The organism is Actinobacillus suis ATCC 33415, assembly GCF_000739435.1.
GTDB classification, from domain to species: Bacteria; Pseudomonadota; Gammaproteobacteria; order Enterobacterales; family Pasteurellaceae; genus Actinobacillus; species Actinobacillus suis.
Genome location: NZ_CP009159.1, coordinates 58,020 through 84,609 on the forward strand (window position 1 = coordinate 58,020; position 26,590 = coordinate 84,609).

The 26,590-nt window shown below is 40.5% G+C and carries 31 protein-coding genes and 3 tRNA genes; 16 read left to right on the forward strand and 18 right to left on the reverse strand.

Annotation, left to right across the window (positions count from 1 at the left end; translation table 11 throughout):
• Positions 1-9 precede the first annotated feature (9 nt).
• Positions 10-1,425, reverse strand: coding sequence for a Do family serine endopeptidase (locus tag ASU1_RS00285; RefSeq protein ID WP_039194766.1), 1,416 nt, complete (start codon positions 1,423-1,425; stop codon positions 10-12).
• A gap of 267 nt (positions 1,426-1,692) precedes the next feature.
• Between ASU1_RS00285 and mlaF the strand changes: the two genes are divergently transcribed.
• The 7 genes from mlaF to murA all read left to right on the forward strand — a co-directional run bounded on the left by mlaF (position 1,693) and on the right by murA (position 6,567).
• On the forward strand, positions 1,693-2,496 hold the full coding sequence (gene mlaF / locus ASU1_RS00290; protein WP_014990889.1) for a phospholipid ABC transporter ATP-binding protein MlaF: 804 nt from the start codon (positions 1,693-1,695) through the stop codon (positions 2,494-2,496).
• Positions 2,489-3,265 (forward strand): lipid asymmetry maintenance ABC transporter permease subunit MlaE, encoded by a 777-nt coding sequence (mlaE, locus tag ASU1_RS00295; protein ID WP_014990890.1) that lies wholly within the window; start codon positions 2,489-2,491, stop codon positions 3,263-3,265. The genes mlaF and mlaE overlap by 8 nt, the downstream gene beginning before the upstream one ends.
• An 18-nt stretch (positions 3,266-3,283) precedes the next feature.
• A complete protein-coding gene (gene mlaD / locus ASU1_RS00300) occupies positions 3,284-3,808 on the forward strand; it encodes an outer membrane lipid asymmetry maintenance protein MlaD (protein ID WP_005624567.1) in 525 nt (174 codons plus the stop codon).
• A 71-nt stretch (positions 3,809-3,879) separates the two neighbouring features.
• The gene (gene mlaC / locus ASU1_RS00305) at positions 3,880-4,518 is read left to right on the forward strand and encodes a phospholipid-binding protein MlaC (protein WP_014990891.1); all 639 of its coding nucleotides are present in this window, start codon (positions 3,880-3,882) and stop codon (positions 4,516-4,518) included.
• 10 nt (positions 4,519-4,528) lie between these two features.
• Entirely contained in the window at positions 4,529-4,888 is a 360-nt protein-coding gene (locus ASU1_RS00310) for an STAS domain-containing protein (protein ID WP_005624571.1), read from the forward strand.
• A 14-nt stretch (positions 4,889-4,902) separates the two neighbouring features.
• Positions 4,903-5,163 carry a BolA family protein gene (locus tag ASU1_RS00315; protein WP_014990892.1) on the forward strand — a complete coding sequence of 87 codons (261 nt, stop codon included), beginning with the start codon at positions 4,903-4,905 and terminating at the stop codon, positions 5,161-5,163.
• A gap of 126 nt (positions 5,164-5,289) precedes the next feature.
• Positions 5,290-6,567, forward strand: coding sequence for a UDP-N-acetylglucosamine 1-carboxyvinyltransferase (gene murA / locus ASU1_RS00320; protein WP_014990893.1), 1,278 nt, complete (start codon positions 5,290-5,292; stop codon positions 6,565-6,567).
• A 70-nt stretch (positions 6,568-6,637) separates the two neighbouring features.
• Here murA and ASU1_RS00325 read toward each other — a convergent pair whose 3' ends face one another.
• Positions 6,638-6,976: a hypothetical protein gene (locus ASU1_RS00325; RefSeq protein ID WP_014990894.1), complete on the reverse strand. Its 339-nt coding sequence runs from the start codon at positions 6,974-6,976 to the stop codon at positions 6,638-6,640.
• A gap of 175 nt (positions 6,977-7,151) precedes the next feature.
• A complete protein-coding gene (locus ASU1_RS00330) occupies positions 7,152-7,523 on the reverse strand; it encodes a rhodanese-like domain-containing protein (RefSeq protein WP_014990895.1) in 372 nt (123 codons plus the stop codon).
• A 164-nt stretch (positions 7,524-7,687) separates the two neighbouring features.
• On the opposite strand from ASU1_RS00330, the gene ettA reads away from it, so the two are divergent.
• The 5 genes from ettA to ASU1_RS00355 all read left to right on the forward strand — a co-directional run bounded on the left by ettA (position 7,688) and on the right by ASU1_RS00355 (position 11,371).
• Positions 7,688-9,358, forward strand: coding sequence for an energy-dependent translational throttle protein EttA (gene ettA / locus ASU1_RS00335; protein ID WP_014990896.1), 1,671 nt, complete (start codon positions 7,688-7,690; stop codon positions 9,356-9,358).
• An 86-nt stretch (positions 9,359-9,444) separates the two neighbouring features.
• Positions 9,445-10,218: a DNA polymerase III subunit epsilon gene (gene dnaQ, locus ASU1_RS00340; protein WP_014990897.1), complete on the forward strand. Its 774-nt coding sequence runs from the start codon at positions 9,445-9,447 to the stop codon at positions 10,216-10,218.
• A gap of 102 nt (positions 10,219-10,320) precedes the next feature.
• A tRNA-Asp gene (locus ASU1_RS00345) sits at positions 10,321-10,394 on the forward strand.
• A gap of 45 nt (positions 10,395-10,439) precedes the next feature.
• Positions 10,440-10,516, forward strand: a tRNA-Asp gene (locus ASU1_RS00350).
• Positions 10,517-10,582: 66 nt separating this feature from the next.
• Positions 10,583-11,371 carry a glycosyltransferase family A protein gene (locus ASU1_RS00355; protein WP_014990898.1) on the forward strand — a complete coding sequence of 263 codons (789 nt, stop codon included), beginning with the start codon at positions 10,583-10,585 and terminating at the stop codon, positions 11,369-11,371.
• 2 nt (positions 11,372-11,373) lie between these two features.
• On the opposite strand, the gene ASU1_RS00360 is transcribed toward ASU1_RS00355, so the two are convergent.
• Positions 11,374-11,754: a SufE family protein gene (locus ASU1_RS00360; protein WP_014990899.1), complete on the reverse strand. Its 381-nt coding sequence runs from the start codon at positions 11,752-11,754 to the stop codon at positions 11,374-11,376.
• A gap of 126 nt (positions 11,755-11,880) precedes the next feature.
• On the opposite strand from ASU1_RS00360, the gene clpP reads away from it, so the two are divergent.
• From clpP to ASU1_RS00380, 4 genes are all read left to right on the forward strand, one after another.
• Positions 11,881-12,471 carry an ATP-dependent Clp endopeptidase proteolytic subunit ClpP gene (clpP, locus tag ASU1_RS00365; RefSeq protein ID WP_014990900.1) on the forward strand — a complete coding sequence of 197 codons (591 nt, stop codon included), beginning with the start codon at positions 11,881-11,883 and terminating at the stop codon, positions 12,469-12,471.
• Complete coding sequence (gene clpX / locus ASU1_RS00370) at positions 12,471-13,730, forward strand: ATP-dependent protease ATP-binding subunit ClpX (RefSeq protein WP_014990901.1); 1,260 nt, start codon at positions 12,471-12,473, stop codon at positions 13,728-13,730. Before clpP ends, clpX begins: the two co-directional genes overlap by 1 nt.
• Positions 13,731-13,823: 93 nt before the next feature.
• Entirely contained in the window at positions 13,824-14,804 is a 981-nt protein-coding gene (gene lpxK, locus ASU1_RS00375) for a tetraacyldisaccharide 4'-kinase (protein ID WP_014990902.1), read from the forward strand.
• Between the two features lies 1 nt (position 14,805).
• Positions 14,806-14,973, forward strand: a complete 168-nt coding sequence (locus ASU1_RS00380; protein ID WP_014990903.1) for a Trm112 family protein — start codon at positions 14,806-14,808, stop codon at positions 14,971-14,973.
• 1,019 nt (positions 14,974-15,992) lie between these two features.
• Here the strand turns inward: ASU1_RS00380 and ASU1_RS00385 are convergent.
• The 14 genes from ASU1_RS00385 to gltX form a co-directional block, all read right to left on the reverse strand.
• Positions 15,993-18,164, reverse strand: coding sequence for a DUF927 domain-containing protein (locus ASU1_RS00385; RefSeq protein WP_039194772.1), 2,172 nt, complete (start codon positions 18,162-18,164; stop codon positions 15,993-15,995).
• On the reverse strand, positions 18,142-18,366 hold the full coding sequence (locus tag ASU1_RS00390; protein WP_014991326.1) for a hypothetical protein: 225 nt from the start codon (positions 18,364-18,366) through the stop codon (positions 18,142-18,144). The genes ASU1_RS00385 and ASU1_RS00390 overlap by 23 nt, the downstream gene beginning before the upstream one ends.
• Positions 18,359-18,562: a hypothetical protein gene (locus ASU1_RS00395; protein WP_014991325.1), complete on the reverse strand. Its 204-nt coding sequence runs from the start codon at positions 18,560-18,562 to the stop codon at positions 18,359-18,361. The genes ASU1_RS00390 and ASU1_RS00395 overlap by 8 nt, the downstream gene beginning before the upstream one ends.
• Positions 18,555-18,896 carry a hypothetical protein gene (locus tag ASU1_RS00400; protein WP_014991324.1) on the reverse strand — a complete coding sequence of 114 codons (342 nt, stop codon included), beginning with the start codon at positions 18,894-18,896 and terminating at the stop codon, positions 18,555-18,557. The genes ASU1_RS00395 and ASU1_RS00400 overlap by 8 nt, the downstream gene beginning before the upstream one ends.
• The gene (locus ASU1_RS00405; protein ID WP_014991323.1) at positions 18,889-19,524 is read right to left on the reverse strand and encodes an ash family protein; all 636 of its coding nucleotides are present in this window, start codon (positions 19,522-19,524) and stop codon (positions 18,889-18,891) included. The genes ASU1_RS00400 and ASU1_RS00405 overlap by 8 nt, the downstream gene beginning before the upstream one ends.
• Positions 19,525-19,677: 153 nt before the next feature.
• Positions 19,678-20,061, reverse strand: coding sequence for a hypothetical protein (locus ASU1_RS00410; RefSeq protein WP_014990906.1), 384 nt, complete (start codon positions 20,059-20,061; stop codon positions 19,678-19,680).
• 17 nt (positions 20,062-20,078) lie between these two features.
• A complete protein-coding gene (locus tag ASU1_RS00415) occupies positions 20,079-20,780 on the reverse strand; it encodes a Rha family transcriptional regulator (RefSeq protein WP_014990907.1) in 702 nt (233 codons plus the stop codon).
• Positions 20,781-21,067: 287 nt separating this feature from the next.
• Positions 21,068-21,448, reverse strand: a complete 381-nt coding sequence (locus tag ASU1_RS00425) for a hypothetical protein (RefSeq protein WP_014990909.1) — start codon at positions 21,446-21,448, stop codon at positions 21,068-21,070.
• 11 nt (positions 21,449-21,459) lie between these two features.
• Positions 21,460-21,699: a helix-turn-helix transcriptional regulator gene (locus ASU1_RS00430; protein WP_005612729.1), complete on the reverse strand. Its 240-nt coding sequence runs from the start codon at positions 21,697-21,699 to the stop codon at positions 21,460-21,462.
• A gap of 12 nt (positions 21,700-21,711) precedes the next feature.
• The gene (locus ASU1_RS00435) at positions 21,712-21,945 is read right to left on the reverse strand and encodes a helix-turn-helix transcriptional regulator (RefSeq protein WP_014990910.1); all 234 of its coding nucleotides are present in this window, start codon (positions 21,943-21,945) and stop codon (positions 21,712-21,714) included.
• 199 nt (positions 21,946-22,144) lie between these two features.
• Positions 22,145-22,750, reverse strand: coding sequence for a hypothetical protein (locus ASU1_RS11645; RefSeq protein ID WP_014990911.1), 606 nt, complete (start codon positions 22,748-22,750; stop codon positions 22,145-22,147).
• Positions 22,751-23,541: 791 nt separating this feature from the next.
• The gene (locus ASU1_RS00445; RefSeq protein ID WP_005612726.1) at positions 23,542-24,762 is read right to left on the reverse strand and encodes a tyrosine-type recombinase/integrase; all 1,221 of its coding nucleotides are present in this window, start codon (positions 24,760-24,762) and stop codon (positions 23,542-23,544) included.
• A gap of 179 nt (positions 24,763-24,941) precedes the next feature.
• Positions 24,942-25,017 (reverse strand) — tRNA-Ala (locus ASU1_RS00450).
• Positions 25,018-25,066: 49 nt separating this feature from the next.
• On the reverse strand, positions 25,067-26,506 hold the full coding sequence (gltX, locus tag ASU1_RS00455; RefSeq protein WP_039194773.1) for a glutamate--tRNA ligase: 1,440 nt from the start codon (positions 26,504-26,506) through the stop codon (positions 25,067-25,069).
• Positions 26,507-26,590: the final 84 nt, after the last annotated feature.

Genomic DNA, 26,590 nt, shown 5'->3' on the forward strand with positions numbered 1-26,590 from the left:
TATGCCTTATTACTGAAGGATTAAGTAGAAGTTTGAATTACCGCGTAGAATATTTAATGCGATAACAGAAGGCTTCGAATCTAACACTTCACGTAATTGCTTGATATTGTCTACTTTGACACGGTTTACACCAACGATAATATCGCCTTCCGCTAGACCTCGGTTTTCAGCAATCGAACCTTTAGTTACTTTTGCAATTTCGATACCTTTTACACCGTCTTTATCAAGGTTAGCAAATTCAGCACCTTTTAACGCCGGAATAATATCTTTTGTGGTTGCTTTGGTTGTATTTTTACTGTTTTTCGCTGTGCTGTCAGCGCTGTCCGATTGAAGCGTTACTTTCGCTTTTTCTTCTTTACCGTCACGTAAGTACGTTAGCTCAATTTCTGTACCTGGACCTGAGGTGGCAACTTTGGCACGTAATTCGCTGAAACTATTGATTTTTTTACCGTTTAACTCAGTAATTACATCGCCTGCTTTTAAACCGGCTTTCGCAGCAGCAGAATCAGCTAAAACTTCACTAATGAATGCGCCTTTTTGTGCATCAATTTTGAATTCTTTTGCTAAATCAGCGTTTAATTCACCGCCTTTAATACCTAGCATACCACGTTTAACTTCACCAAATTCAATGATTTGTTGCACGAGGCTGTTTGCCATATTACTCGGAATCGCAAAAGCAATACCGGCATTACCACCGCTTGGCGAAATAATCGCAGTATTAATACCGATTAACTCACCATTTAAATTAATTAACGGACCACCCGAGTTACCTTGGTTTACTGCTGCATCCGTTTGAATATAGCTTTCGTAACCTTCGTCTGAATTACCGGTTGAACGCCCTAACGCTGAAATAATACCTGAAGTTACGGTTTGACCTAAACCGAATGGGTTACCGATAGCTACACTGAAATCACCGACACGTAACTTATCAGAGTCAGCAAATTTTAATTCAACTAAATTTTTAGGATTTTCAATTTGTACTAAAGCCACATCCGATAGTGGATCTGAGCCTAATAATTTCGCTTTAAATTCTCGACCGTCTTCTAATTTAATCGTAATTTTGTCCGCATTTTTAATCACGTGGTTATTCGTAATTACATAACCCTTTTCGGCATTGATGATTGCGCCTGAACCTTGCCCACGGAAATTACGCGGTGCACTACGTTCACCAAACATATCAGGGCCAAAGAAAAATTCAAATTCTTCCGGAATATCACGACGATAACGGGCTCTTTCTTCCGTTTTTCCTTCTACTGAAATACTAACTACCGCCGGACGAACTTTTTCAATCATAGAAGCTAAACTTGGTAGAGGCTGACCTTCAACGGCTGTCGGTAATGTCGCTTGTGCCGTTACTGGAACTGAAAATAAACCGAGACCTAATACTAGTGAAGCTAAGATCGATTTTTTCATTACTTTATTCATTTATATTTATCCTTTTTTGTGTCAAAAAATTCAACGAGCTTCAAAGGTAGCTCGTGTCCATTCAGACCACCTAATTTGGTGGTGGTTCCTTCAAAAAGCAAGTGTCTAGCTAAAAAATAATCAATTACTTATGCAAAAGTTTATTAAAAATGGTTATTAAATTGTACATTTTCTGTCAAAAGTTAAAAATCCTTTGACTTTATGTGGCGGTTAATAGAGTATTGCCAACCATTTTATGTTTTATATAAATTACTAAAGAAAATTCCAATGCGAGATAATGAATACTTAGTTGAAGTGAAAAACCTCACCTTTAGTCGGGGTGAAAGGGTGATTTATGACAACTTAAATCTGCGGGTGCAGAAAGGTAAAGTTACCGCGATTATGGGGCCGTCAGGAATTGGTAAAACGACTTTACTCCGCTTAATCGGCGGGCAGATTATTCCTGAAAAAGGGCAGATATTATTTGATGGCGAAGATGTATGTAAAGCGTCCAATAAAAAGCTTTATGAAATTCGTCAGCGTATGGGTATGTTATTTCAATCAGGGGCATTATTTACTGATTTATCTACCTTCGATAATGTTGCCTTCCCTATTCGTGAACATACAAGATTACCGGAAGCATTAATTAGAAAATTAGTGCTAATGAAGTTAGAATCGGTCGGGTTACGCGGTGCAGCGCAATTAATGCCGGCGGAACTTTCGGGCGGAATGGCGCGGCGAGCAGCGTTAGCGCGAGCAATAGCGCTGGATCCTGAATTAATTATGTATGATGAACCGTTCACCGGACAAGATCCGATTAGTATGGGCGTAATTGTCGAGTTAATCAGAAAACTCAACCAAGCATTAAATTTAACGTCAATTGTGGTTTCACATGATGTAACGGAAGTGCTGAGTATTGCTGATTATGCTTATATTGTAGCGGATAAGCGCGTGATTGCTGAAGGTACGCCGGAAGCATTGATGGCAAGTCAAGATCCGCAAGTGGTTCAGTTCTTAGCAGGTAAAGCGGACGGTCCGGTTCGTTTCCATTATCCGGCTAAAGAATATACGGAGGAGCTATTCAGTGATTAATTTTATTAGTGGCATCGGTTCTTCTGTGATTAGTTTTATACGAGCGTTTGGGCGAGCAACCTTTATGTTGTTTGGCGCATTGATCGGCAAACCGCAATTTCGTAAGCATACACCATTATTAATTAAGCAATTATATGTGTTAGGGGTTCAGTCTCTACTCATTATTATGCTGTCAGGCTTATTTATCGGTATGGTATTAGGCTTGCAAGGTTATGTGGTATTAGTCGATTTTGCAGCCGAAACCAGTTTAGGTACGCTTGTTTCATTATCGTTACTAAGAGAATTAGGGCCTGTAGTAACAGCACTTCTTTTTGCTGGGCGTGCAGGTTCAGCGTTAACTGCAGAAATCGGTTTAATGAAAGCAACGGAACAGCTATCAAGCCTTGAAATGATGGCTGTTGATCCGCTAAGACGAATTATTGCACCACGTTTTTGGGCTGGTGTGATTTCTATGCCTATTTTAGCGGCAATTTTTACCGCAATCGGCATCTGGGGCGGTTCGCTAGTTGGTGTCGATTGGAAAGGTGTTGATGGTGGTAGCTTTTGGTCGGTAATGCAAAACTCGGTAGATTGGAGCGATTTAATTAACGGCTTTATTAAAAGTATTATTTTTGCTTTTGCCGTAGTATGGATTGCATTATTTAACGGTTATGACTCTGTTGCAACTTCAGAAGGTATTAGCCAAGCAACAACAAGAACCGTGGTACACGCTTCATTAGTTGTGCTAGGACTTGATTTTATTTTGACCGCTATCATGTTCGGTGGTTAATTCACAAAGGAAAAGACAATGCGTCAATCAATTAAATATGAATTTTGGGTGGGCTTATTTGTATTACTTGGCTTAGCGGCTTTAGTATTTTTAGGCTTGCGTGTTGCGAATGTACAAGGTTTTACCTCAGAGAAGACTTACACTCTTTACGCAACTTTTGATAACATCGGGGGACTAAAAGTCCGTGCGCCGATTAAGGTCGGAGGCGTAGTTGTAGGACGTGTTGCTGAAATTAATTTAGATGCACAAACCTATACGCCTAAAGTCACTTTAGCAGTGAATGAAGATTTTAATAAAATTCCTGATACTAGCTCGCTTTCAATTAAAACATCTGGTCTTCTAGGTGAACAATATATCGCTTTAAATATCGGTTTCATGTTAGAAGGTGAAACGGAGTATATGAAAGAAGGCAGTAGCTTTGCTGATACAAATTCAGCAATGGTGTTGGAAGATTTAATCGGTCAGTTCTTATATGGCGATAAAAAATCAGATAAAACTGACGGAGAAAAAGCGGAAGGCGAAACAGAGCCTAAAGCACAATAATTACACAGTGATTTTCACTGAGTGATATTTTATTTCGGGTGGGAAGACCACCTTACATTTGGAGATTTTAAATGTTAAAAAACATCAAAAAAGTAATCGTAACTGGTTTTGTAGCAGTCGCAACATTATTCTCAGCACAAGCATTTGCTGAAACAAGCCCATACGTTTTAATGCAACAAACAGCAGATAAACTCTTTAACGATATTAAGGCGAATCAAAGTAAAATTAAGGCGAATCCGGAATATTTACGTACCATTGTTCGCAATGATTTAATGCCTCGTGTGCATGTGAAATATGCAGGCCAATTAGTGTTAGGTAAATCGCTTTCTTCTGCGTCAGAAGCACAACGTGAGCAATTCTTTACTGCTTTCGGTCAATTTATTGAACAATCATACGCACAAGTGTTAACGCAATACCAAGACCAACAAGTGCAAATTGAAAGCGAGAAACCGGTAGGTGACAAATCTATCGTAAGCATTCGTGTAAATGTGTTATCATCAGGCAACGCTGCGCCAATCAAATTAGATTTTAAATGGCGTAAAAACAGCAAAACTGGTGAATGGCAAGCATATGATATGGCTGCGGAAGGTGTAAGTATGGTTGCGACCAAACAAAATGAGTGGAGCGGCGTCTTACGTCAAAAAGGGATTGATGCTTTAACTGCACAAGTTGCGCAATCCGCTAAACAACCGATTACATTAAGTAAATAATTTTAGTTTTATGAAGCCACAAAAAACATTACAATGGGGCGTTCAGCAGAATAATGAAAGCCTATTTGTAAAATTGTCAGGCGAATTAACTCGAGACACGTTGCTTCCGCTTTGGAAGCAACGTGCTTCTTTTTTATCGCCGAAAGGTAACCAACATATCTATTGGGATTTAAAAGATCTTGAGCGTGTTGATTCCGCCGGTTTTACATTGCTTGCTGAATTGCTCAATCATTATCAGAAACAGACGCCGAACTGGTTAATCAATAGTCCTGAAACAGTGAAAACACTAGCGGAATTATTTGATTTATCAGAATGGCTAAATCGATTTATAGTTTGCGATAAAAGCAAATTATGTTGTGAAAACGCTTAAGGAATTATAAGCACATGGAACCAAAACAACTCGAAGAAATTTTAAGAAATGCGTTACCGACAGCAGCGGAGATTCATGCGCAGGGTGAGAATTCACATTATGGCGTAATCGTTGTCAGTGATGAATTAGCACAATTATCAAAAGTAAAACAACAACAAGCGGTATATGCACCATTAGGTGAATATTTTGCAACAAATGCTATCCACGCATTGACGATTAAAGTTTTCTCGACAGAGCAGTGGAAAAAAGATCGCTTACTTAATATGGTAAGCTAGCCTATTCGATGAATAGTGGATAATGATAGCTAAGCGGTCGATTTTGTAAAAAAATTTGCAAAAATGACCGCTTGAGTTTTGTACATGATCCATTATTATCAGTTATTTATTTCTAAGGATTTTATAATGGAAAAATTTCGTGTTCACGGTCCTTTTACATTAAGTGGGACGGTTGATATTTCAGGTGCTAAAAATGCCGCACTTCCAATTTTGTTTGCAGCCATTTTGGCTACCGAACCTGTTACTTTAACGAATGTGCCAGATCTTAAGGATGTGGACACGACTTTTAAAATCTTACGTAAATTAGGCGTGGTAGTTGAGCGTGATGAGACCGGAGCGGTACAAATTGATGCAAGTCATATTGATCACTACGTTGCGCCTTATGAATTAGTAAAAACCATGCGTGCTTCAATTTGGGCGTTAGCGCCACTTGTAGCACGTTTCCACGAAGGTCAAGTCTCATTACCGGGCGGTTGTACGATTGGCGCGCGTCCAGTTGACATGCATATTTCGGGCTTAGAAAAAATGGGTGCGGTAATTGAGCTGGATGAAGGCTATGTGAAAGCAACGTCAAACGGCCGCTTACAAGGCGCACGCATTTATATGGATAAAGTGAGTGTTGGTGCAACTTTATCAGTGATGATGGCGGGTACTTTAGCGGAAGGCACAACAGTGATTGAAAATGCGGCTCGTGAGCCTGAAATTGTTGATACAGCATTATTCTTAAATGCCATGGGTGCAAAAATTTCAGGTGCAGGTACGGATACTATTACGGTTGAAGGCGTAGAACGTTTAACCGGCTGCCAACATCGTGTGGTTGCCGACCGTATTGAAACCGGTACATTCTTAGTCGCAGCTGCGGTTTCAGGCGGTAAAATTACTTGTCGAGGAACTAAGGCGGATACATTAGACGCTGTAATTGAAAAATTACGTGAAGCTGGTATGGAAGTTACTGTAACCGAAGATACGATTACCTTAGATTCAAAAGGTCAGCGTCCGAAAGCGGTAAATATTCGTACCATGCCGCACCCGGGGTTCCCAACTGATATGCAAGCGCAATTTACTCTGTTGAATGTTGTGGCGGAAGGTACAAGCCGTATTACTGAAACGATTTTTGAAAATCGCTTTATGCATATTCCCGAATTAAACCGTATGGGAGCTAAAGGTGAAATCGAAGGTAATACTGCAATTTGTCACGGTGTAGAAAAATTAAAATCAGCAGAAGTGATGGCGACAGACTTACGAGCGTCAATTAGCTTAGTATTAGCAGGTTGTATTGCTTCAGGTGAAACTATTGTTGATCGTATTTATCATATCGACCGTGGTTATGAGCATATTGAAGAGAAATTACGTGGAATTGGTGCGAAAATCGAACGTTTTTCTGAGCCGTTCACTGGCGAATAATTTGAGATAAATTTAAAAGGGCTGTTTTAGAGTATGAATACTTTAAGCAGCCCTTTTTGATTAATATTACTTATTGGCTAGCTTTTTTCATCATTTTCTTTTTATGTTTTTTTGACATCATTTTGTCATCTTTCATCATATCTTCATCCGACATCATTTTGTCGTCTTTCATCATATGTTTGTCAGACATCATTTTGTCGTCTTTCATCATGTGTTTATCAGACATCATTTTGTCGTCTTTCATCATGTGTTTATCAGACATCATTTTGTCGTCTTTCATCATGTGTTTGTCAGACATCATTTTGTCATCTTTCATCATATGATGAGAATCTTTCATTTCATTTGCATGTGCGTTAACCATAAGCGCTAAGCCCATCATAATAGCTGAAAGTGAAGCAAGTTTTTTCATTAAAGTCTCCTTTTATAAATTATAAGAATAATAAGTTGTGCATAAAATAAGTTGCGCAAATTGGACGCAATAAAAGGGAGCTTCTTACAAAATATTTCCTATTAAATGGCCTTCCTTGCTTGTAAAAAGACAAAAGACCGCAATACAAGCGGTCTTTTGTGCAGTTTTTTTGCAATTATTTTATACCTTTATGCAATAAATCTTGGTAGCCTCCGTGGTTTGTTACTTGGCGATAACCCAGCTTCTGTAATTCAGTTAATGCGATATCAGCACGACGCCCTGAACGGCAATATAAGTGAATCGGTGCATCTTTATCTTCTGTCAGTTGATGGATTTTGGCACCAATTTGTTCAACCGGGATATTGATTGCGCCTTCAATATGTCCTGCGGCAAATTCTTCTGCAGTACGTACGTCAATCCAGACGCCTTGTGCTTTTTCTACTGTGACAGATTGGTTTACAACTTGCTGATTACTTTCATTTGCAGACGTTGTCATGGGAAAGCTTAATAAAAGTGCTGTGATAAGAGGAAAGGTTTTCTTTAGCATAGTGATATCTCCATAGGTTTAATTATAGTCTTTAGCGTATATTTGGCGAAATATCTTACAACAAGCGGTCGGATTTTATGAAAAATTTGCAAATGTAGGAATCCCTATATTTCGCCCCTGTTTTCAAGTAAAATAGATAAGATTTTTTCTATGAGGAATACATAATGTCAACTCAATTTGTATATACGATGCATCGTGTCGGCAAAGTTGTGCCGCCGAAGCGTCATATTCTTAAAGATATTTCTTTAAGCTTTTTCCCGGGCGCAAAAATCGGGGTACTTGGTTTAAACGGTGCGGGTAAATCAACGCTATTACGTATTATGGCGGGCGTGGATAAAGAGTTTGAAGGTGAAGCTCGTCCGCAACCGGGTATTAAAATCGGTTATTTACCGCAAGAACCAAAATTAGATCCGCAACAAACTGTGCGTGAAGCAATTGAAGAAGCGGTTTCGGAAGTAAAAAATGCGTTAACTCGTTTAGATGAAGTTTATGCGTTATATGCCGATCCGGATGCGGATTTCGATAAATTAGCGGCAGAGCAAGCTAACTTAGAAGCGATTATTCAAGCACATGACGGTCACAATCTTGATAACCAATTAGAACGTGCGGCGGATGCGTTACGCTTACCGGAATGGGATGCGAAAATCGAACATTTATCGGGTGGTGAACGCCGTCGTGTGGCGCTTTGCCGTTTATTACTCGAAAAACCGGATATGTTATTGTTAGACGAACCGACCAACCACTTGGATGCGGAATCGGTAGCGTGGTTAGAACGCTTCTTACATGACTATGAAGGTACAGTAGTAGCGATTACCCACGACCGTTACTTCTTAGATAACGTAGCAGGCTGGATCTTAGAGCTTGACCGTGGTGAAGGTATTCCTTGGGAAGGCAACTATTCTTCTTGGTTAGAGCAAAAAGAGAAACGTTTAGAACAAGAAGCGGCAGCTGAATCTGCACGTCAAAAATCGATTGCGAAAGAGTTGGAATGGGTACGTCAAAACCCTAAAGGTCGCCAAGCGAAAAGTAAAGCACGTATGGCACGTTTTGATGAGCTTAATTCGGGCGAATATCAAAAACGTAACGAAACCAACGAACTCTTTATTCCACCTGGTCCACGTTTAGGTGATAAAGTTATCGAAGTGAGTAACTTAACCAAATCTTACGGCGACCGCACGTTGATTGATGATTTGTCATTCTCGATTCCAAAAGGTGCGATCGTAGGGATTATCGGTGCCAACGGCGCGGGTAAATCGACCTTATTCCGTATGCTTTCAGGTCAAGAACAGCCTGATTCAGGCTCAATCGTAATGGGTGAAACCGTTACATTAGCTTCGGTAGATCAGTTCCGTGATTCGATGGACGATAAGAAAACCGTATGGGAAGAAGTATCGAACGGTCAAGATATTCTGACTATCGGTAACTTTGAAATTCCAAGCCGTGCTTACGCCGGTCGTTTCAACTTTAAAGGTGTAGATCAGCAAAAACGCGTGGGTGAGTTATCCGGTGGTGAACGCGGTCGTTTACACTTGGCGAAACTTCTGCAACGTGGCGGTAACGTATTGTTATTAGACGAACCGACCAATGACTTGGACGTTGAAACTTTACGTGCGTTAGAAAATGCGATCTTAGAATTCCCGGGCTGTGCAATGGTTATCTCGCATGACCGTTGGTTCTTAGACCGTATCGCAACCCATATTTTAGATTACGGCGATGAAGGTAAAGTGACCTTCTACGAAGGTAACTTCTCTGATTACGAAGAGTGGAAGAAGAAAACTTTAGGTGATGCGGCAACGCAACCTCACCGTATCAAATATAAACGTATTGCGAAGTAATACTTGAATAAGCGGTCGGATTTTGGTGAAAATTTGCAAATTTTCTTTGAAATCCGACCGCTTGCATCTTTTGATTAGGCAATAAAATGAGTGAACAACCGATAGTAAGACAGGTGGTGCTGGATACCGAAACAACCGGTATGAGTTTTAGCGGACCACCACAAATTGGACATAATATTATTGAAATCGGTGCGGTTGAAGTGATTAACCGTCGCTTAACCGGCCGTACTTTTCACGTCTATATTAAACCGCCACGAGAAGTAGAAGAAGAGGCGATTAAAGTTCACGGCATTACCAATGAGTTTTTGCAAGATAAGCCTGTGTTTGCCGAAGTTGCGGACGAATTTATTGAATTTATTAAAGGTGCAGAGCTAATCATTCATAATGCCCCCTTCGACGTGGCATTTATGGATCAAGAGTTTTCTTATTTGGAAAACCCACCGCCGAAGACGGCTGAAATGTGCAGTGTGACCGATAGTCTTGCGGTTGCTCGAAAAATGTATCCGGGCAAGCGTAATAACTTAGATGCATTGTGCGATCGTTTAGGCATTGATAACAGTAAACGTGTGCTTCACGGGGCGTTACTGGATGCGGAGATTCTGGCTGATGTATTCCTGATAATGACAGGCGGGCAGCTGGCGTTATTAGGTGAAGAGGATGCCAGTGCGAATCATGAAAATATTACAGATCTCGGTTTAGGTACGATAACGAAGTTTGAAACAAGCGGTTTAATTGTGTTACAACTGAGTGAAGAAGAGCAGGCAGCGCATGAAGAATATCTCAAACTGATTGATAAGAAATCCAAAGGGAATTGTATTTGGATGCGCCCGAATGAAACGGAATCGGAACAAATTCACTAATTACTTGATTTATTTGATTTTAAAATAAGCAAATAAATTCGTTTCGTGAAAAATTATTTGACGCTTTAGCGCAAAATCCGTATTATTCGCCTTACCAGTTGCGGAGTGGTAGTTCAGCTGGTTAGAATACCTGCCTGTCACGCAGGGGGTCGCGGGTTCGAGTCCCGTCCATTCCGCCTAATTAATTTTTAGTTATTGAATTTAATTCGATAATACCGTGTGGAGCGGTAGTTCAGCTGGTTAGAATACCTGCCTGTCACGCAGGGGGTCGCGGGTTCGAGTCCCGTCCGTTCCGCCACTTTTTCAAGAAAAAGCCTCTGAGAAATCAGAGGCTTTTTTGCTATTTGGCTTTTGAGGCTTTTCTATGTCTAAACCCTTTAATGGCCGTTACCAACTTGCCGTTGTGATAGTAACGGTTGGGCGCGAATCTTTATTACGTGCAGTTCGTTCTGTTTTTTCTCAGCAATTTAGCGGAAATATTCAAATTCTGATTGGCGTGGATCTCGATTTATCCGGTCAGCTTCCGCATTATCGACAAATACTTGATCAAGAACGTCCGGCTAATGTGGATATCGTTTGGTTAGATCTCGGCTATTCAACCTCTAAACGTCACGGTGGTGTACATGATTGCTATTACGGCGGTTCATTGCGTTCGGCATTGACCTTACTTGCTGATAGTGAATTGGTTACTTATCTCGATGATGACGATTGGTTTTTACCGCAACATATCGACAAAATGTATTCCGTATTCTGCCAGTATCCGGATGTGAATTGGGGACACGCTTTGTGTTACTACGCTGACGGTAATACCGGTGAAATACTGTGTTTAGACGAATTAGAAAGCGTTGGTGTTGATCAGGGTATTTTTAAGGATAGTTTCGGCGGCTTTGTGCGTCCATCGGGCTTAACGCTCAATAAACTTAAAACGCTGCCTTATCTCCATTGCTGGTCGCAATCTTTAGCCCAAGGAGACGGAGAAGATCGCATACTGTTTGATCATTTAAAACAATTGCGTCATTTTTCTTTGGCAGAAGGCACGGTTTGTTGTGCGCTGGATCCGAAAGATTCGGGGCATGAAATTCGCCTTGCTTTTATCAAGCAAAAAACAGGGCGAGATGTGGTGATGCAAGACAAGCGAGGTTCAACCCGTTGAGGTTAAGCCGTAAGAATCAGTTTGTTAATTTGCTGTAATCCGTTTAAACGTGTACTCGTCAGATTTTGTGAGATTTTTAATTGATCAAACAGCTGAGTCAAATCAACATGAGCTAATTGCGCTGAATCGGCTTCGTTTAATAGTGTTACGACAATAAATAAAATCCCCTGCATTAAACGGGCATCGCTGTAGGCTTGAACTTTACGTGGTGTTGCTTGAAATTCAAACCATAAGCGGCTTTCACAGCCGTGAATTTCAGGTAATTTTTTTAATTCTTCCTCGCTAGGCTTCGGTAATTGGCGACTAAGTTGAATTAACAAGCGGTATCTTTCTTCCCAAGATTTGCAAAGTTCAAATTTTTGATAAATATCGGCTAAAGTCATATTTTTTTATGGATTAAGGCTAAGTTTTGCAAAAGATTGTAACAATCTGACCGCTTGTTGTTAATGATTTTCTTAAAGTTTGATAGAATTAACAGTATTTCTCAGATTTCGGATAAGGAACCCAAAATGGCAGTAATTCCAATGGTGGTTGAACAAACCTCAAAAGGCGAAAGATCATACGATATTTATTCACGTTTACTTAAGGAACGTATCATTTTTTTAAACGGTGAAGTTGAAGACCATATGGCAAACTTGATCGTGGCACAACTTCTTTTCTTAGAATCGGAAGATCCTGAAAAAGATATTTATTTATACATTAACTCACCGGGTGGTGTTGTTACGGCGGGTTTAGCAATTTACGACACAATGAACTTTATTAAGCCTGATGTTGCAACACTTTGTACCGGACAGGCTTGCTCAATGGGGGCTTTCTTATTATCCGGCGGTGCAAAAGGCAAACGTTTTGCTTTACCTCACGCACGTGTGATGATTCACCAACCTTTAGGTGGTGCAAGAGGGCAGGCGACTGATATTCAAATTCAAGCGCAAGAAATTTTAAAATTAAAAGAAATGCTGACAAGAAGAATGGCAGAACATAGCGGGCAGCCGTTTGAAAAAGTGGCGGCAGATACCGAACGTGATAATTTTATGTCAGCATTTGAAGCGGCTGAATACGGTTTAATTGATAAAGTTTTAACACACAGAGATACAAAATAATGGCAAATTTTGAGAAAGAACCACATTGTAGTTTTTGTGGAAAAAGACGTACCGAAGTGGATCAGCTTGTTGAAGGTACGGAAGGTTATATCTGTAATCACTGTATTGAAGAATCTTACGCATTGTTAAACGGCGAAGAAGAGCCGTTAATCGATGAAAAACAAGATGAAGAGAAATTCTTTGAAAATGTACCGACTCCACACGAAATTCATGCGCATTTAGATGAGTATGTTATCGGTCAAGAACATGCAAAAAAAGTGTTGTCCGTAGCGGTTTATAACCACTATAAACGTTTACGCAATGCGCTTTCAGGCCATAAGGAAACCAACGGTGTAGAGTTAGGTAAAAGTAATATTTTATTAATTGGTCCGACCGGTAGCGGTAAGACCTTATTGGCGGAAACCTTAGCCCGCCGTCTAAACGTACCGTTTGCCGTGGCGGATGCAACCACGTTGACGCAAGCCGGCTATGTGGGTGAAGACGTAGAAAACGTAATTCAAAAATTACTAATGAAATGCGATTTTGATGCGGAACAAGCGGAGCGTGGTATCGTCTTTATTGATGAGATCGACAAAATTACGCGTAAATCGGAAAGCCCGTCAATTACCCGTGACGTATCTGGCGAAGGTGTACAGCAGGCGTTATTAAAATTAATTGAAGGAACGGTGGCGAATATCAATCCGCAAGGCAGCCGTAAGCACCCGAAAGGCGAAACGATTCCGGTTGATACCTCTAAAATCTTATTTATTTGTGGTGGCGCATTTGCCGGCTTAGATAAGCTTGTTGAAGCACGAACCAATAAACAAGGCGGAATCGGCTTTGGTGCAGAACTTAAAAAAGATAAAGAACGTGAAGATCTCACCGAGTTATTCAAACAAGTTGAGCCGGAAGATTTAGTCAAATTCGGCTTAATTCCGGAATTAATCGGTCGATTACCGGTGGTGACTCCGTTACAAGAACTTGATGAAGAGGCATTAATTCAAATTTTAACCGAGCCGAAAAATGCGATTATCAAGCAATATCAAGCATTATTCCAAATGGAAGGTGTTGAGCTGAAATTTACTAAAGATGCGCTAATTGCGATTGCGCAGAAGTCTATTTCACGCAAAACGGGTGCGCGTGGTTTACGTTCGATTGTTGAGAATCTACTATTGGATACGATGTATAACCTACCGACACTTAAAGCAGAGAAAAATGTGAAAAAAGTGACGATTGGCAAAGGTTGTGTTGAAAACGGTGATAAGCCGAAAGTAGAGTAAGCATAGCTAAAATGGACAATGTTTTTCATTGTCCATTTGTTTTATCTGTAGGCATAGCCGTTACGCAAACGATAGTATCTTTAAAGAAATTATATGAATATTTGGCAATCTACCTCAATTATTACTTGGCTGCTTGCGCCGTTTTCATTGCTGTTTTGGCTGATTAGCCAAATCCGCTTGTTTTTGTTTCGCAAAAAAATCTTAAAATCTTACCGCTCTCCGGTACCGGTGTTAGTAGTCGGTAATATTTCGGTGGGTGGTAATGGAAAAACACCTGTAGTTGTTTGGTTAGTGGAACAGCTACAACAACGAGGAATAAAAGTTGGTGTGATTTCTCGTGGCTATGGCGGTAAAAGCAAAGACTTTCCTCAATTAGTCACCAAACAGAGTTCAGCGGAAATGGTAGGTGATGAACCGGTGTTGATTATGCAACGAACTGGTGTGCCGTTGGCAATTTCACCAAATCGTCAGCAAAGTATCGAATTGCTATTGAGTCAATTTGAGCTGGATTTAATTATCACTGATGACGGCTTGCAACATTACGCCTTACAGCGAGATATCGAATGGGTTGTGGTTGATGGTATACGTCGTTTGGGTAACGGTTTTGTTTTGCCTGCCGGCGGTCTGCGTGAGCTGCCAAGCCGTTTGCAATCGGTACAAGCGATTATCTGTAATGGCGGAGAGGCTCAATCGAATGAACATTTAATGACGCTTGAACCTGAATTGGCAGTTAACCTCAAAACGGGAGAACAGAAGCCGATAACCGATTTTATCGGGCAAGAGTGTGTGGCGATAGCCGGAATCGGACATCCGCCTCGTTTTTTTAATATGCTTGAAAATTTAGGTATTAAATTACTTAAAACACAAGGTTTTGCCGATCACCAAGCATTTGAAGCTAACCAACTTAAAGTGCTTGCAGCCGAACAAATTCCGTTACTGATGACAGAAAAAGATGCGGTAAAATGCCAAACTTTTGCCCAGTCAAATTGGTGGTATATACCTGTTTCTGCAAAATTCTCGCCGGAATCGACCGCTTGTTTACTTGAACCGATTTTAAAACGATTAGGAAAATAATATGAATGAAAAACTGATTAATAATCTTGCTTGCCCGGTAACGAATACCAAACTGGAATGGGATAAAGCTAATAATCGCTTAATTAGCCATGAGGCAAAATTAGTGTACCCAATCCAAAACGGCATACCGGTGTTATTACCAGAAGCAGGCGAAAAGCTCGAAGACTAAATATCTCGTAGATTTATAGGACAAGCGGTCGGATTTTACAGATTTTTTGCAAAAAATCGCTGAAATTTAACCGCTTGCGATAATCGGGATCGAACTAAGTCTTTTAAACCTTGGTATTCCTAGAAAGTTGTGTTTTGATTTTTTCAAAATGTTACTTACAGTGTTACTAAAATTAAAAGTCATCTATAAATTATCCTGTTTTATAGACAATTATTTGGATCGTAAGAATGATTAGCGGAATGAATCCTGAAAAAGTAGGGAGTTCCCGAAATAATAGGGATTCATCACACCGGTATGATAGGGGGTTGTGTTATCGCAACGGTTTAGTTGTGGCCATATAACCACGGTTCACCGGTTAAAAGTTTGAGGATAATTCACTTTACCTGTTTTGGTAAATTATTTCTCCCTTTTTGGGTAAGGTATGGTGATTTCCCCCACACCTCAAAAAAAGCTAATTTACTCAAATTTGAGCTTAGTTTATTTATTAAGTTGAATTACCTAAGTTGAGGATAGTTACACAACCACTCTCTAGCCGTCTAAAACCACTGTATAAGATTTTCACACTTTCCACCCTCTCTATTATATAAGGAAAAATTCGTAGTCCAATAGTCCAATTAGTCCAAAAACTCACTTTTCTTTTTATATTCAATAGGTTACATAAAATTTTTTGGACTATTTTTTTCCATTTTGGACTATTTTAGGTGGCTTTTGGACTAAATGATTTTGAAGATTTTCATTTTTTTAACTTTAGCATTTAGTCCAAAAAGGGGGTATTTTAGTCCAAAAACGGTGATTTTAGTCCAATGATAGTCCAATAATTTTACATCTAACTTATTGATATATAATGATTTCATACCTTAAAAAGGGTGTTTTGGACTATTGGACTATTAAAAATATGCTTCCTAATAGAAAGGGAGAATAAATTTATACAGGTTGTATAAAAAGTGCATTTTATAAACAATAAAGCATAACAAAAAAACCGCCAATAATGGCGGTCTGAATGTAGTTTAATGATATGGCTATTCGTCGCTATTCTCATTGAGAATCTCTATCAGATAAGCTCGGGTTCTCTTTGGGTTGATCTTGTGTGGTATTCGTTGGAGGTATGCGTAGCCGTTGCCCTCTCCCTTATGAAGAATGCCCGCTTTAACTAATACCGGAAGTGCAACCTCTTTCGTCTGCCCTTGTAAGGCTTCATCTTCAAATACGCTTTTGAAGACAAAATAACGGTCATCTTCTACCAGTCGATAACCGGCTTTATTGCTGATAGGCTTCTGTGTGCCGTCCGGTGGAAACTCTTCAAAACGAGTATCAGCATTTACCAATAGCCAACCGTTCACTTGTTCAATGATCTGTGTATGCTTTTTCGAGTGCCAGCCATAAGCGTTTACCCATTCATTGAAGTTAGCCGTGATAGCGTTTGATATATCCTTTTCCGTCCATTGTAAGATATCCTTAGCCAATAATAAGGCGGTTTCAATGAGGGCGAATCTATCCGCCATCACCCGCTTAATTTGAGGTTCTGAATTATCCGGCAAGCTCTTTAATCGAGATTGTTTTACTTTGTCGTATAACGCTCTCAATGCGCTTTTTTCCGCTTGGACTAGATAAGTGAGCCAATCTACACCCACCGCACCAAAATAGCGCATGACGTTTGCATTGAGCGCGTCAGCGTGCGTTTTACCGTCCGCCAAGCCGTGAAACTCTGTCGCTCGTTTCATCGGGATATTGAGTAAGCGGACTAATTGGCCGGCATTGACCTTTATCCCTTGTTGCTTGAGGTAGCTCTCTAAACCTTCCTCACCGGTGGAGAGATTCGCTACTAGCCATTTAATCGACTTGCGATTTCCACCTTCTTTCGCACCTTGTAACTTCCCTTGTCCGTTAAACAAGCTATAAGCGGTCTGTGCGACGGCTTTCGGACTGGCTTCGCTGATTTCATCTAACGGCATAAATAGCCCGTTACGGCTAAAGGCTTCGTTCTGTAAGGCCAACGGTGTAGCGTTCCATGCTGTACGAGTTTCTCTTGGGTGTCCGTAAATTGAGGAAGCGATATTTAAAGCGGTTGTTTTACCGAATGTTGAATCTTCGTAAAGGTGTACGCCGTAGCCGTCCGCCTCTAAAGGTTTCAATAATGGCGCACTTAATGCCACGCCAATCGATAACATCATCGACGGATTACCTACGCAATAACGCCCGATATTCTCCACCCAGTCCGCTGTTGTTCCGCTTACTCTATATCCTTCGATATTCTGCGTTAAATTGCGGAAAATGGTCGGGGTTTGCGGTTGCCCTAAGGTTTCCCCGTTTGGCAAGGTAAAAGCGGTTAAATCTTCATTCCAGCCGGTTTTGTCGGTAATGTAATACTGCTTGGCGGTTCGGCTTTTAAATTGCAAATAATCGGCTAATTCCGCCCGTAGTGCTTGCTTAGTAGTTACCGTCACATCATTACGTTTCAAATACTGCCAGCCGTCACGCTCACCAATATCTTTTAGCGGCATAACAAGCGGTCGTTCTTGCTTCTCTTTTTGCAAAATAATGAAATGTTCACTTTCTCCTTTGCCTAGTCCGATGACCTCGACAAAATCGGATAACCATTTTTCGCTTTCGACTTTCTCACCGTCCACAATACGAGTAGTAACATAGTACAAGCCTTTTAATCCGCCACGCTTACGCATTTCTACACGTGGAGCGGTATCATCTTCGGGGTTAAGTGTGCGTTGCTCTAAAAGCTCTGCGGTAGCGTGCTGTCCGTTCTTAATGCGCTGATATTCGCTGGTTAGGTTTTCCGTATTAAAGCCTTCATCTAGCCATTCTACGGCGGTAAGATTCGGGCAATGTTCTGCGAGGTTCATCAATACTCGGGTGCGAAAATCATCTTTATCTTTCGCCAAAGTGGGGAGTTCCCCCACTTGGAATATTTTAATGAATCGTTGTGCTGCCGGCGCAAGTAACAAGCGGTCTAATTGGCCCAAATCTTTGCTATCCAACAAGCACGGAATCATATCATTGCCTAGCTTGAAGCTATCACGAATTAATGCCCATCTTTCGCCTTTGCCTGCTTCTGAATGGTTAGTCTCTTTATTCCATCGGTAATAGGCTTTATGTACGTCTCTTCCTGCTAGAATAATCCAATCGTTGAAAGCGTTCGTTTTTGCTAACTGGTCATCATAAAAGCGGATTTTGTTCATACTCCACCTCTTCGATCACTTCCTGTAAGTAAGTGTGCGCTTCATCTAAGTATTGGAAGGCTTCCGCCAGTATTTCATCTCTGCTCATCAGCGTACCGTTTTCACGTCGTACCGCACCGTTGCCGGTTAAAGCAATCTCAAGGAATATCTTCGCCATATCTAACGGCTGCTTGATTGAATGGAGGGTTTCTAGATTACTCATTCTCGCCTCCCTTAAAGTTTAAATTTTCCATTTCAGATAAGGCAGATATAAGAATGCCGTGAATTCCTTCGATTGCTATACTAATACTTACACCATCCATATCTTGAAGACGTGATTTTGACATAGCATCTAATAGGGTCGCCGCTTGCCAACATTTAGCCATTCCTTCGTTAAATTGTGCTTGTTGGTTACTCATCTTTCGCTACCTCCACCGCTTTTCGTTCACATTCCGCCAATTTGTAAGCGTTCAATGCTTCGGTCTGTGCTTCGTGAACTTTGATTAATTCATAAATCTGTTGATCACGTTGGCGGTGTGCCTGTTTAATCTGCCCAATAAGGTAATCATTAAGCGCAAGTAAGCCGTCGGCAATATCGCTGCTATAAGTAAATTCGCTTTCGCCATCTACACTGATGCACTCAGAATGATCGACGCTAATCGCACTTGATAAACTATTCGCATAGGTAAGGAGCATATCGAGGTTGTCGGTTTGCTCACGAATATCTTCAATCAATTTATTTGTGTTACGCATAAACCACCTCTTTAACGGCAAAGAAAGGGCAGACCTTAGCTTTAGCTTGTTCTAAGCTATTGGCTTTAATACGCACGGTATAGCAAGGGAATGATGAAATCGGTTTTGACGTGTTGCGTAAGTCTAAACGGCTTACGGCTTTGAATAGGTAGATCATGGCTGATAGCTCCACAAGTAAATTTTTAGAGTCTATCGCTTTGCTTTCCACGGCTTGGCGATAGCGTTTAGCGGGGTGGAAAACTGCGACTTGTGGAACACAGCCAACGATTAAACGTTGCCCACTAAACGCTACCATAGAGAGAAATGTAACGAATCCATTTTTGGATTGGTCATTTTCTTTAGGTGTGTTTAGTCCACGAACAAAAAAAGCACGGTCATTGAAAGGCGTGCTAGTGTTCGCCACAAGTAAATTATTCGAGTTTCCACGCTCGGCTTCCGATTTTGCGAAAGCGAGAGTAGCATAAACCTTATTCGCTAAACTTGTAAAGCAATTCTTTTTACAAGCGGTCGAATTTTCTTCATTTTTTGCAAATTCCGCCGATAGTACGGAATGAACCATATCTAAATAACCTTGCGGATTATTGTCGATTGTGTCGCTATTTGTTGTGATGTACTGTAAAATATTCATCGGTTAAATACCTTTTTTAAATTTTTGTTCTTGCCCTCTTGGTGTCGCTTTGAGGGCGTTTTTATTTGCTAATAAAGTCAAGTTTTACTAGTGGAACTTTTGAAAAAGTGTTCCATTGTCGTACCGTATTCGCACCGTATCTTTACCGTTCTGTTACCGTTTCCGTCTTCGTTTTGTTGCTCGTGCTAACTGTTTCAACATTGTTTTAAAACCTCTGATTTCTTGTAGAAAGACTGTCGATTGTGATGGTGTCCGCTTGCTGCATTCACTCATTTCACTTACTAAATCCGTGCGATAAGTTCGCTTTCTAAATCTTGGTAAGCGCTCCTCACGTTCCACCATTGCTTGCTTTTCTTGCTCGATTAGCTCCACGGTGCGATAGTCATTTAACAGTTCGCTTGCTCTTGCTCGTAGCGTTACCGCTTTCATTCGCTCGGCTCGTTCTGTACCTAATACGGCTTTTAAGGCGTGTGTTGCATTGCCCTTGTGGGCGTACTCAATAGCGAACCTTTGCCGGATTTGATGACCGTATCCCATTGCGCTAACCTCCGAACTTAACCGCTAACATTTTGATTCTTCCCTACTGCCAGTTTGCGCCAGTAATGTAATGCACTTGCTTGTAAATGATTTTTACGTACTGTGTACTCCAAACCTAACTTAATCATTGTGGCGTTTTCAGTAACCAGTAAATGGATTAAATCAAGTTGTTCAGGCGTCAGAAATTGGCGGATTTCAGCATCTGCCGGATAACCATTCTGTGATAACCATTTCTTTTTACTCATGCCCAACGCTACACAATAAACGAGGGTATTTTCGCGGCTGTACGCGTGCGGATCTTCTTTTTCAGAAGTCTGCTGCTTGAAATCAATCGCTTCATTAAGTAAGTGTTGCGTATCTCTTAAGCGGTCTTTGCTATCAAGTTGCTTTTTCATTCGGTTAAATTCGGCGATATACATCTCTTTAAATTGCATTGCTTTTTTGCCGGTAAATCCCATAACTAAAAGCGTAAAGCCGTCTTGGGTCATTAAGAACATCTTCCGGCTTTCTCCCTTTTGGTCGGTGTACTTAACGGGCTTAAAATTCAGCCGGTTAAATTCTTCTGAACACGCTAAATTTTCAAGACGTTGCAAAATATTTTTATGCTGTTTTCCGAAATATTCCGCTACTTTAAGGGTGTTTGTCATTGCAACGGTTTCTTTACGAAACACTTTAGGAAATACCGCTTCAATCGGTAATTGCTCATTTAATCCTTTCATCTCATTTTCCCCTTTCTAATCGTTTCCAATTGCTTAATTCTTTTCGCATATAGCCATATTGAAGTCTGCCGGCTCTCGTTCTGTCGTATTTGTTGCTTCGCTTCTAAAATCTGAATATGCGTAGCAAGGCAAGTAATAAGCTCCTCAAGCGGGTAGGGTTCTTCGTCGTTGTACAGGCTCTTAAACGTGAACACGTTCTTATTGCCGGCAGCGTAGTAATCAAATGCGTGCTGAATTAATACCGTATTCATCTTGGCTATTTCACACTTCATACTGAATCACTCCTGTTACACCCCTTTCACCGGTTTACGTACTTTGTGCTGTAATTGCGCCTGTGTTGGTGCTGCTAACTGATTAAGTACGGATTCCGCCACCGTTGGCGGATAGGGAATCGCTGCGTTACGACTTACCGCTTTTCCATTTAGGAAAGTGATTAATCTCTCCGCCTGTGTCTTATCTGCTAAGAAATAGCGAAAATGCGTACCTCCGTTTTGGTTATGTTCTTGAATACGAATAAATTCAGTCTGTGTAATAGCTTCTAGCTCGTTGATCTCGTTTCGACCGCTGGTGATGCCTAATTCCCTCATTCCGTCCAGTTCAGAAAAGCCGTTACGGCTTGTTAATAAATAACTTCCTAGCTTTTCCTTGCGTGTAGTATTTGCGTTCATAAGCTAGCCCCTTACACTTGATTACCGGCTAACTTATCAATAGCCTTGGTACTGTTTGCCGATAACGTGCTAAGCCCTCTTTCGTTGTTGATTAAATCATTAAGCCATTGTTCTACGTCCGATGATTTCCAACGTGAAGCACGCCCTATCTTGATAGGCGGGGAAAGTTTGCCCGCTTGAATTTGCTTGTAGATAAAAGCACGACTAAATCCGCTTACGGCTTGAATATGTTTGATGGTTTTGAGTTCCATTGAATATTCCTCCTATGCCGCTTCAATTCGGTTATTTGCTAATGCTTTGATAAATGTGTTTACTTCGCTTTCGAGATAACCGACTGAATTAGCCCCTAATTTGATTTTCTTCGGGCAATCAGGGCGATAACGTTTTGATTTAGGGTTTTCCCAGTCTGTCAGGGTAGATTTACTTACGCCTAAGCGTGATAGGTACTCCGGCTTGCGGATAATACGTTCAGAAATGTTTTTATCTTGGTGGGTCATTGATAATCCTCTCCATAAAGTTAAATAACTTGCCGTAAACCTTGGTAGGTCTTGGCGGTATGAAGTGGATTTTGGCTGAGTATTGATAAAGGTTAAATAACGCTAACAGCTAACTAGATTCCTTTACTGTTAATTCATTTCTTTAACTGTTAAGGAAACAAAAAAGCCGATCACTTTTCTGTAATCAACTTTTTAAATATTATTTATTTTTGCGGTTTGGGTTATATGGAGCTATCCATTTTTTTATTTGAGCATGAGACTTATCAGAAATCTTTATTTGGCGGATATGTTCAGCTATTTCATCTAGGGATAGTTTTGGAGTACGTTTCCACATCGTTTTAGCTTCATCTATTGCTTTTTGTTTATTTGGATCTGTTCTATTCTGTTTTCTTCTGTTTTGTTTAGCTGTAATCATTTTAAGATTGTTAGCTATTGCCTCACTAGCCAAGAGCATAAAGCCAATATGGTTTAAAGCTTTTTGTAAATGCGCAACAGCTTCAAGAGTTTCATTATAATTTAAAAATACATAACCCTTTTCTTCAACAAGAGTCTTTATTGTATTTATATTCTGTTTATGTTCATTCTCTATTATTTCTAGGCTTTCATATAACTTGTTCCATTTATTTTCGCCTATTGAACTTAACCAACTAATAGTACTATCTAAATTAGCTTCTAATTGATTAGCAAACTCTTTTAATAATTCCGCCCTATTTTCTTCACTAAACATCTTATGCTGATTGGAAATATATTTATTCTGCTTATGTATTTCCTCAAGACTTTCAAAATCATTTAATTTTACTTTCATGTCTTAGCCTTTCAAACGGTTAATTTTCACCAAAGTTTAATAATTCATTTTATTTGGAATTCGTAAGTTAATGATGGATAAATTAAAAATACTCATTCATAAACGTCCCTACACGCTGCCCTATTAAGAGAGTGAGCAACAGGAAACTAATAGGGGTAGTTTCTTTTCGGCTCGGGTAATTAGTCCGTTCCTAGTTGCTCAAATTGACTGCCGGTTAAATCGGCTTTGATTGGTCTGTATTGTATCAGATAGGTGGATAAAATAACAGATTATCCTGCTACTGTTTTTAACTTCCTTCGTTGGGGGGAAGTCTTGCCCTTTGTGCGAATAATTAGGCGATAGCAGGATTCCGCTATCGGATAATTCAGCCGGTAAACGGTTTTAATTCCTGTTCGTTTGTTTCGTTATTAATGTTTAGCTGTTTTAGTGTGCGGCGTGGGGATTTCCCCCATGCTGCCCTAATTTATGAGGCTTGTACCTAATTCGACATCAATCGTCATCTTTTAAGCCTTTGTGCTGAATGGAAGGTTTCTTATAAAATGAGGTAAAAGCCTTGTGCCGGCTTGTTCCTAGATCGTAGTAGCTTATTGATTCAATGAAAATATTTTTAAATGATGATGATGCCTAGAAATCGTAAAATCTGCCGAAGACCGCGCGGCCCCAACCCCGTGGAAAGGGTATCCCCTCCGGAGTACCTTTTTATATTCAGGTTTTACGACATTAAGGCGGTAGTTCTCCTCAAATTTGAGGCAACCGGCTCAATATTGAGCCGGTTAGTTATACCCCTACCATTAAATAGTCGCCACCATTGAACAACGCTCTACATAATCCCCCCACATTTGCATCACGCCTATACGTTGTTCTAAGTAGGTGGATTTGTTATAGGCTTGGCTAACCACATTCCCCACACTATGCGCTAGGCAAGCTTCTGCCACTTCGTGCGTTACGTCATTATCAGCTAGATAGGTTCTGGCTAAAGACCGCATACCGTGAGCGGTCAAAACATCTTTATAGCCCATTCGCTTAAGTGCCACATTTGCCGTGCTGCTATTCATATGTTCCGCCGGTTTACTGTAATGCGGGAAAACGTGTTTTAAATGCCCTGTAATCGGTTTAAGTCGTTCAAGTACTCGGATTGCTTGCGTTGATAGTGGCACAATATGCTGTAAACGTCCTTTCCTCGTTCCTTTCATTTTTTCCGGTGGGATTGTCCACAATCTTTTTTCTAAATCAATCTCTGCCCATTCAACACTAACCGCTTCACGGGGGCGAACCATCGTTAGTAGTTGCCATTGAATCAAGTAACGGGTTTGCGGTTCAATATGAGCATTTGCAATCTTTGCCATTAGTTCGGGCAATTTATCAGGCGGAATAGTAGGGTTGTTTTCCTTTTGCTTCTTCGCAAACATTTCTCCAATCGTCGAACAAGGATTGTATTTTACGAGTCCGCCATTTACCGCAAAATTCATGATTTCGTTGATCATACGAATTAAGCGATGCAAGGTATCATTCAGATTCTTTTTATAAAGTGGTTGTAATGCAGTAACCACAACAGGGGCGGAAATCTCATTAAGTGATAGGTGTCCTAAGTAAGGCAAGGCATAAAGCTCTAATCGACGATACTCTTTATTAATCGTACTTTCCTGTACCTCATCGCGCTTCTTTTCTCGCCATTTTTCAGAAAGGTTTTTAAAGGTGTTGGATTTCTCAAAGTTTTTTTGTTCTTCGAGTTGTTGGCGGTAGATTTTAGGATCAATACCTTTGGCTAATAGCTGATTGTATTCATTGCGGATTTCTCGAGCTTGCTTCAAGGAAATTTCCGGATACACGCCTAAACCTAAATTAGACCGATTTTTAGCATTAGGCTTAAAGTAGTTAAAAATCCAATTTTTCGCCCCGTTTGGTTTAATTCGTAAATATAATCCGTTGCCGTCAGATAGGTTGTACTCTTTATCTTGCGGTTTAGCTTTATCTACTTCGGTATTAGTAAGGGGCTTTGTAGTTCTTGCCATATGTAACACTCATTTTAGTAACACTAATTTTTGCTATTTGTGCCGATGTTACTTACAGTGTTACTAAAAATCAATGATTTCAGAAGACGTGAATTGACAATAAAAGACAATAAAAAAGCCTTAAAGCGTTGTGCTATAAGGCTTGCGTAGGCGTTTATTTACATCAGTTTATTTTGAATTGGTGGAGATAATCGGGATCGAACCGACGACCTCTTGAATGCCATTCAAGCGCTCTCCCAACTGAGCTATATCCCCAAAAAGTGGCAACATAATAAATGCCGCCACTTTAGCTGTCAATAGGAAATTATGCTTGTACTTGAATAAACTTAATTGCTTTTTGGATACGAGCTAAGGTACGATCACGACCGACTAATTTTGCGGTAATATCCATTGACGGTGATTGGCCTGAGCCGGTTACCGCTAAACGGAACGGCATCCCCACTTTACCCATACCGATTTCTAAATCAGCCGCAGTTGCGTTCATCGCATCGTGAATCGCTTCTACACTCCAATCAGTTAAAGCGGTTAATTTTTCCAATAATTTTGCAAGTGGTGCAACTGCTTCCGCTTTGAAGTTTTTCGCCGCAGCTTTTTCATCATAACCGTCAAATTCTTGATAGAAATAACGGCTTGCAGTCGCTAATTCTTTTAATGTTTTCGCACGTTCGCTTAATACCGGAATAATTTCTTCTAACGCCGGGCCGTTTGAAGTATCGATTGCTTGATCATTCATATGCCACGCTAAATATTTCGCCACGTGTTCAGCCGGTAAGCTACGCATATAGTGTTGGTTTAACCATTGTAATTTATCGGTATTGAACGCACTTGCCGATTTACTTACTGAGTGAATGTCGAATAATTCGATCATTTCTTCACGGCTGAAAATTTCTTGGTCACCGTGACCCCAGCCTAAACGTACTAAATAGTTTACTAAAGCTTCAGGTAAATAACCGTCGTCACGATATTGCATTACGCTTACAGCACCGTGGCGTTTTGATAATTTCTGGCCGTCATCACCGTTAATCATTGAAACGTGAGCATAGGTCGGAATCGGTGCGCCTAATGCTTTTAAAATATTAATTTGGCGAGGTGTGTTGTTGATATGGTCTTCGCCACGTACAACATGCGTAATACCCATATCCCAGTCATCTACCACCACGCAGAAGTTATAAGTCGGCGAACCGTCTGTACGGCGAATAATTAAGTCATCTAATTCACTGTTGCTGATTTCGATACGACCACGTACCGCATCGTCAAACACTACCGAACCTTCTTGCGGGTTTTTAAAGCGCACAACGTGCGGTTCATCTGCCGAATGTTCGTGATTACCTAAGCAATGGCGATCGTAACGAGGTTTTTCTTTATTTGCTTCTTGTTCGTTACGTAAGTTTTCTAAACGTTCTTTTGAACAGTAGCAACGGTACGCTAAACCTTGCTCGATCATTTGATCGATAACTTGGTTGTAACGGTCAAAACGTTTGGTTTGATAATATGGACCGTGTTCCCAAGCGAGATTTAACCATTCCATACCTTCAAGAATTGCTGCGGTTGCTTCCGGTGTTGAACGTTCCAGGTCGGTATCTTCGATACGTAATACAAATTCACCGTTGAAGTGTTTTGCATATAACCAAGAATATAAAGCGGTACGTGCGCCGCCAACGTGTAAATAGCCGGTTGGGCTAGGCGCAAAACGGGTGCGCACTTTTACATTCGGATCTAAAGGGAAAAGAGTTTCGATATTCATTATTGTCAGCCTATTAAGTAATTTGCCGAGAACGGCTTTTTTAAACAAAAGATTTATCTATTCTACTACGGTTAACCTAGCGGT

Excerpts from the sequence above, each read along its gene's own strand:
- ASU1_RS00390 (WP_014991326.1), bottom strand. The coding sequence starts at position 18,366 with ATGAGTAATCTAGAAACCCTCCATTCAATCAAGCAGCCGTTAGATATG.
- ASU1_RS00380 (WP_014990903.1), top strand. The coding sequence starts at position 14,806 with ATGAATGAAAAACTGATTAATAATCTTGCTTGCCCGGTAACGAATACC.
- lpxK (WP_014990902.1), top strand. The coding sequence starts at position 13,824 with ATGAATATTTGGCAATCTACCTCAATTATTACTTGGCTGCTTGCGCCG.
- ASU1_RS00360 (WP_014990899.1), bottom strand. The coding sequence starts at position 11,754 with ATGACTTTAGCCGATATTTATCAAAAATTTGAACTTTGCAAATCTTGG.
- ASU1_RS00325 (WP_014990894.1), bottom strand. The coding sequence starts at position 6,976 with ATGAAAAAACTTGCTTCACTTTCAGCTATTATGATGGGCTTAGCGCTT.
- gltX (WP_039194773.1), bottom strand. The coding sequence starts at position 26,506 with ATGAATATCGAAACTCTTTTCCCTTTAGATCCGAATGTAAAAGTGCGC.
- ASU1_RS00445 (WP_005612726.1), bottom strand. The coding sequence starts at position 24,762 with ATGGCAAGAACTACAAAGCCCCTTACTAATACCGAAGTAGATAAAGCT.
- ASU1_RS00395 (WP_014991325.1), bottom strand. The coding sequence starts at position 18,562 with ATGAGTAACCAACAAGCACAATTTAACGAAGGAATGGCTAAATGTTGG.
- ASU1_RS00385 (WP_039194772.1), bottom strand. The coding sequence starts at position 18,164 with ATGAACAAAATCCGCTTTTATGATGACCAGTTAGCAAAAACGAACGCT.
- murA (WP_014990893.1), top strand. The coding sequence starts at position 5,290 with ATGGAAAAATTTCGTGTTCACGGTCCTTTTACATTAAGTGGGACGGTT.
- ASU1_RS00435 (WP_014990910.1), bottom strand. The coding sequence starts at position 21,945 with ATGACCCACCAAGATAAAAACATTTCTGAACGTATTATCCGCAAGCCG.
- mlaD (WP_005624567.1), top strand. The coding sequence starts at position 3,284 with ATGCGTCAATCAATTAAATATGAATTTTGGGTGGGCTTATTTGTATTA.
- mlaC (WP_014990891.1), top strand. The coding sequence starts at position 3,880 with ATGTTAAAAAACATCAAAAAAGTAATCGTAACTGGTTTTGTAGCAGTC.
- mlaF (WP_014990889.1), top strand. The coding sequence starts at position 1,693 with ATGCGAGATAATGAATACTTAGTTGAAGTGAAAAACCTCACCTTTAGT.
- ASU1_RS00285 (WP_039194766.1), bottom strand. The coding sequence starts at position 1,425 with ATGAATAAAGTAATGAAAAAATCGATCTTAGCTTCACTAGTATTAGGT.
- ASU1_RS00415 (WP_014990907.1), bottom strand. The coding sequence starts at position 20,780 with ATGAAAGGATTAAATGAGCAATTACCGATTGAAGCGGTATTTCCTAAA.
- ASU1_RS00310 (WP_005624571.1), top strand. The coding sequence starts at position 4,529 with ATGAAGCCACAAAAAACATTACAATGGGGCGTTCAGCAGAATAATGAA.
- ASU1_RS00315 (WP_014990892.1), top strand. The coding sequence starts at position 4,903 with ATGGAACCAAAACAACTCGAAGAAATTTTAAGAAATGCGTTACCGACA.
- ASU1_RS00400 (WP_014991324.1), bottom strand. The coding sequence starts at position 18,896 with ATGCGTAACACAAATAAATTGATTGAAGATATTCGTGAGCAAACCGAC.
- dnaQ (WP_014990897.1), top strand. The coding sequence starts at position 9,445 with ATGAGTGAACAACCGATAGTAAGACAGGTGGTGCTGGATACCGAAACA.
- ettA (WP_014990896.1), top strand. The coding sequence starts at position 7,688 with ATGTCAACTCAATTTGTATATACGATGCATCGTGTCGGCAAAGTTGTG.
- ASU1_RS11645 (WP_014990911.1), bottom strand. The coding sequence starts at position 22,750 with ATGAAAGTAAAATTAAATGATTTTGAAAGTCTTGAGGAAATACATAAG.
- ASU1_RS00430 (WP_005612729.1), bottom strand. The coding sequence starts at position 21,699 with ATGGAACTCAAAACCATCAAACATATTCAAGCCGTAAGCGGATTTAGT.
- clpP (WP_014990900.1), top strand. The coding sequence starts at position 11,881 with ATGGCAGTAATTCCAATGGTGGTTGAACAAACCTCAAAAGGCGAAAGA.
- ASU1_RS00405 (WP_014991323.1), bottom strand. The coding sequence starts at position 19,524 with ATGAATATTTTACAGTACATCACAACAAATAGCGACACAATCGACAAT.
- ASU1_RS00425 (WP_014990909.1), bottom strand. The coding sequence starts at position 21,448 with ATGAACGCAAATACTACACGCAAGGAAAAGCTAGGAAGTTATTTATTA.
- clpX (WP_014990901.1), top strand. The coding sequence starts at position 12,471 with ATGGCAAATTTTGAGAAAGAACCACATTGTAGTTTTTGTGGAAAAAGA.
- ASU1_RS00355 (WP_014990898.1), top strand. The coding sequence starts at position 10,583 with ATGTCTAAACCCTTTAATGGCCGTTACCAACTTGCCGTTGTGATAGTA.
- ASU1_RS00330 (WP_014990895.1), bottom strand. The coding sequence starts at position 7,523 with ATGCTAAAGAAAACCTTTCCTCTTATCACAGCACTTTTATTAAGCTTT.
- ASU1_RS00410 (WP_014990906.1), bottom strand. The coding sequence starts at position 20,061 with ATGGGATACGGTCATCAAATCCGGCAAAGGTTCGCTATTGAGTACGCC.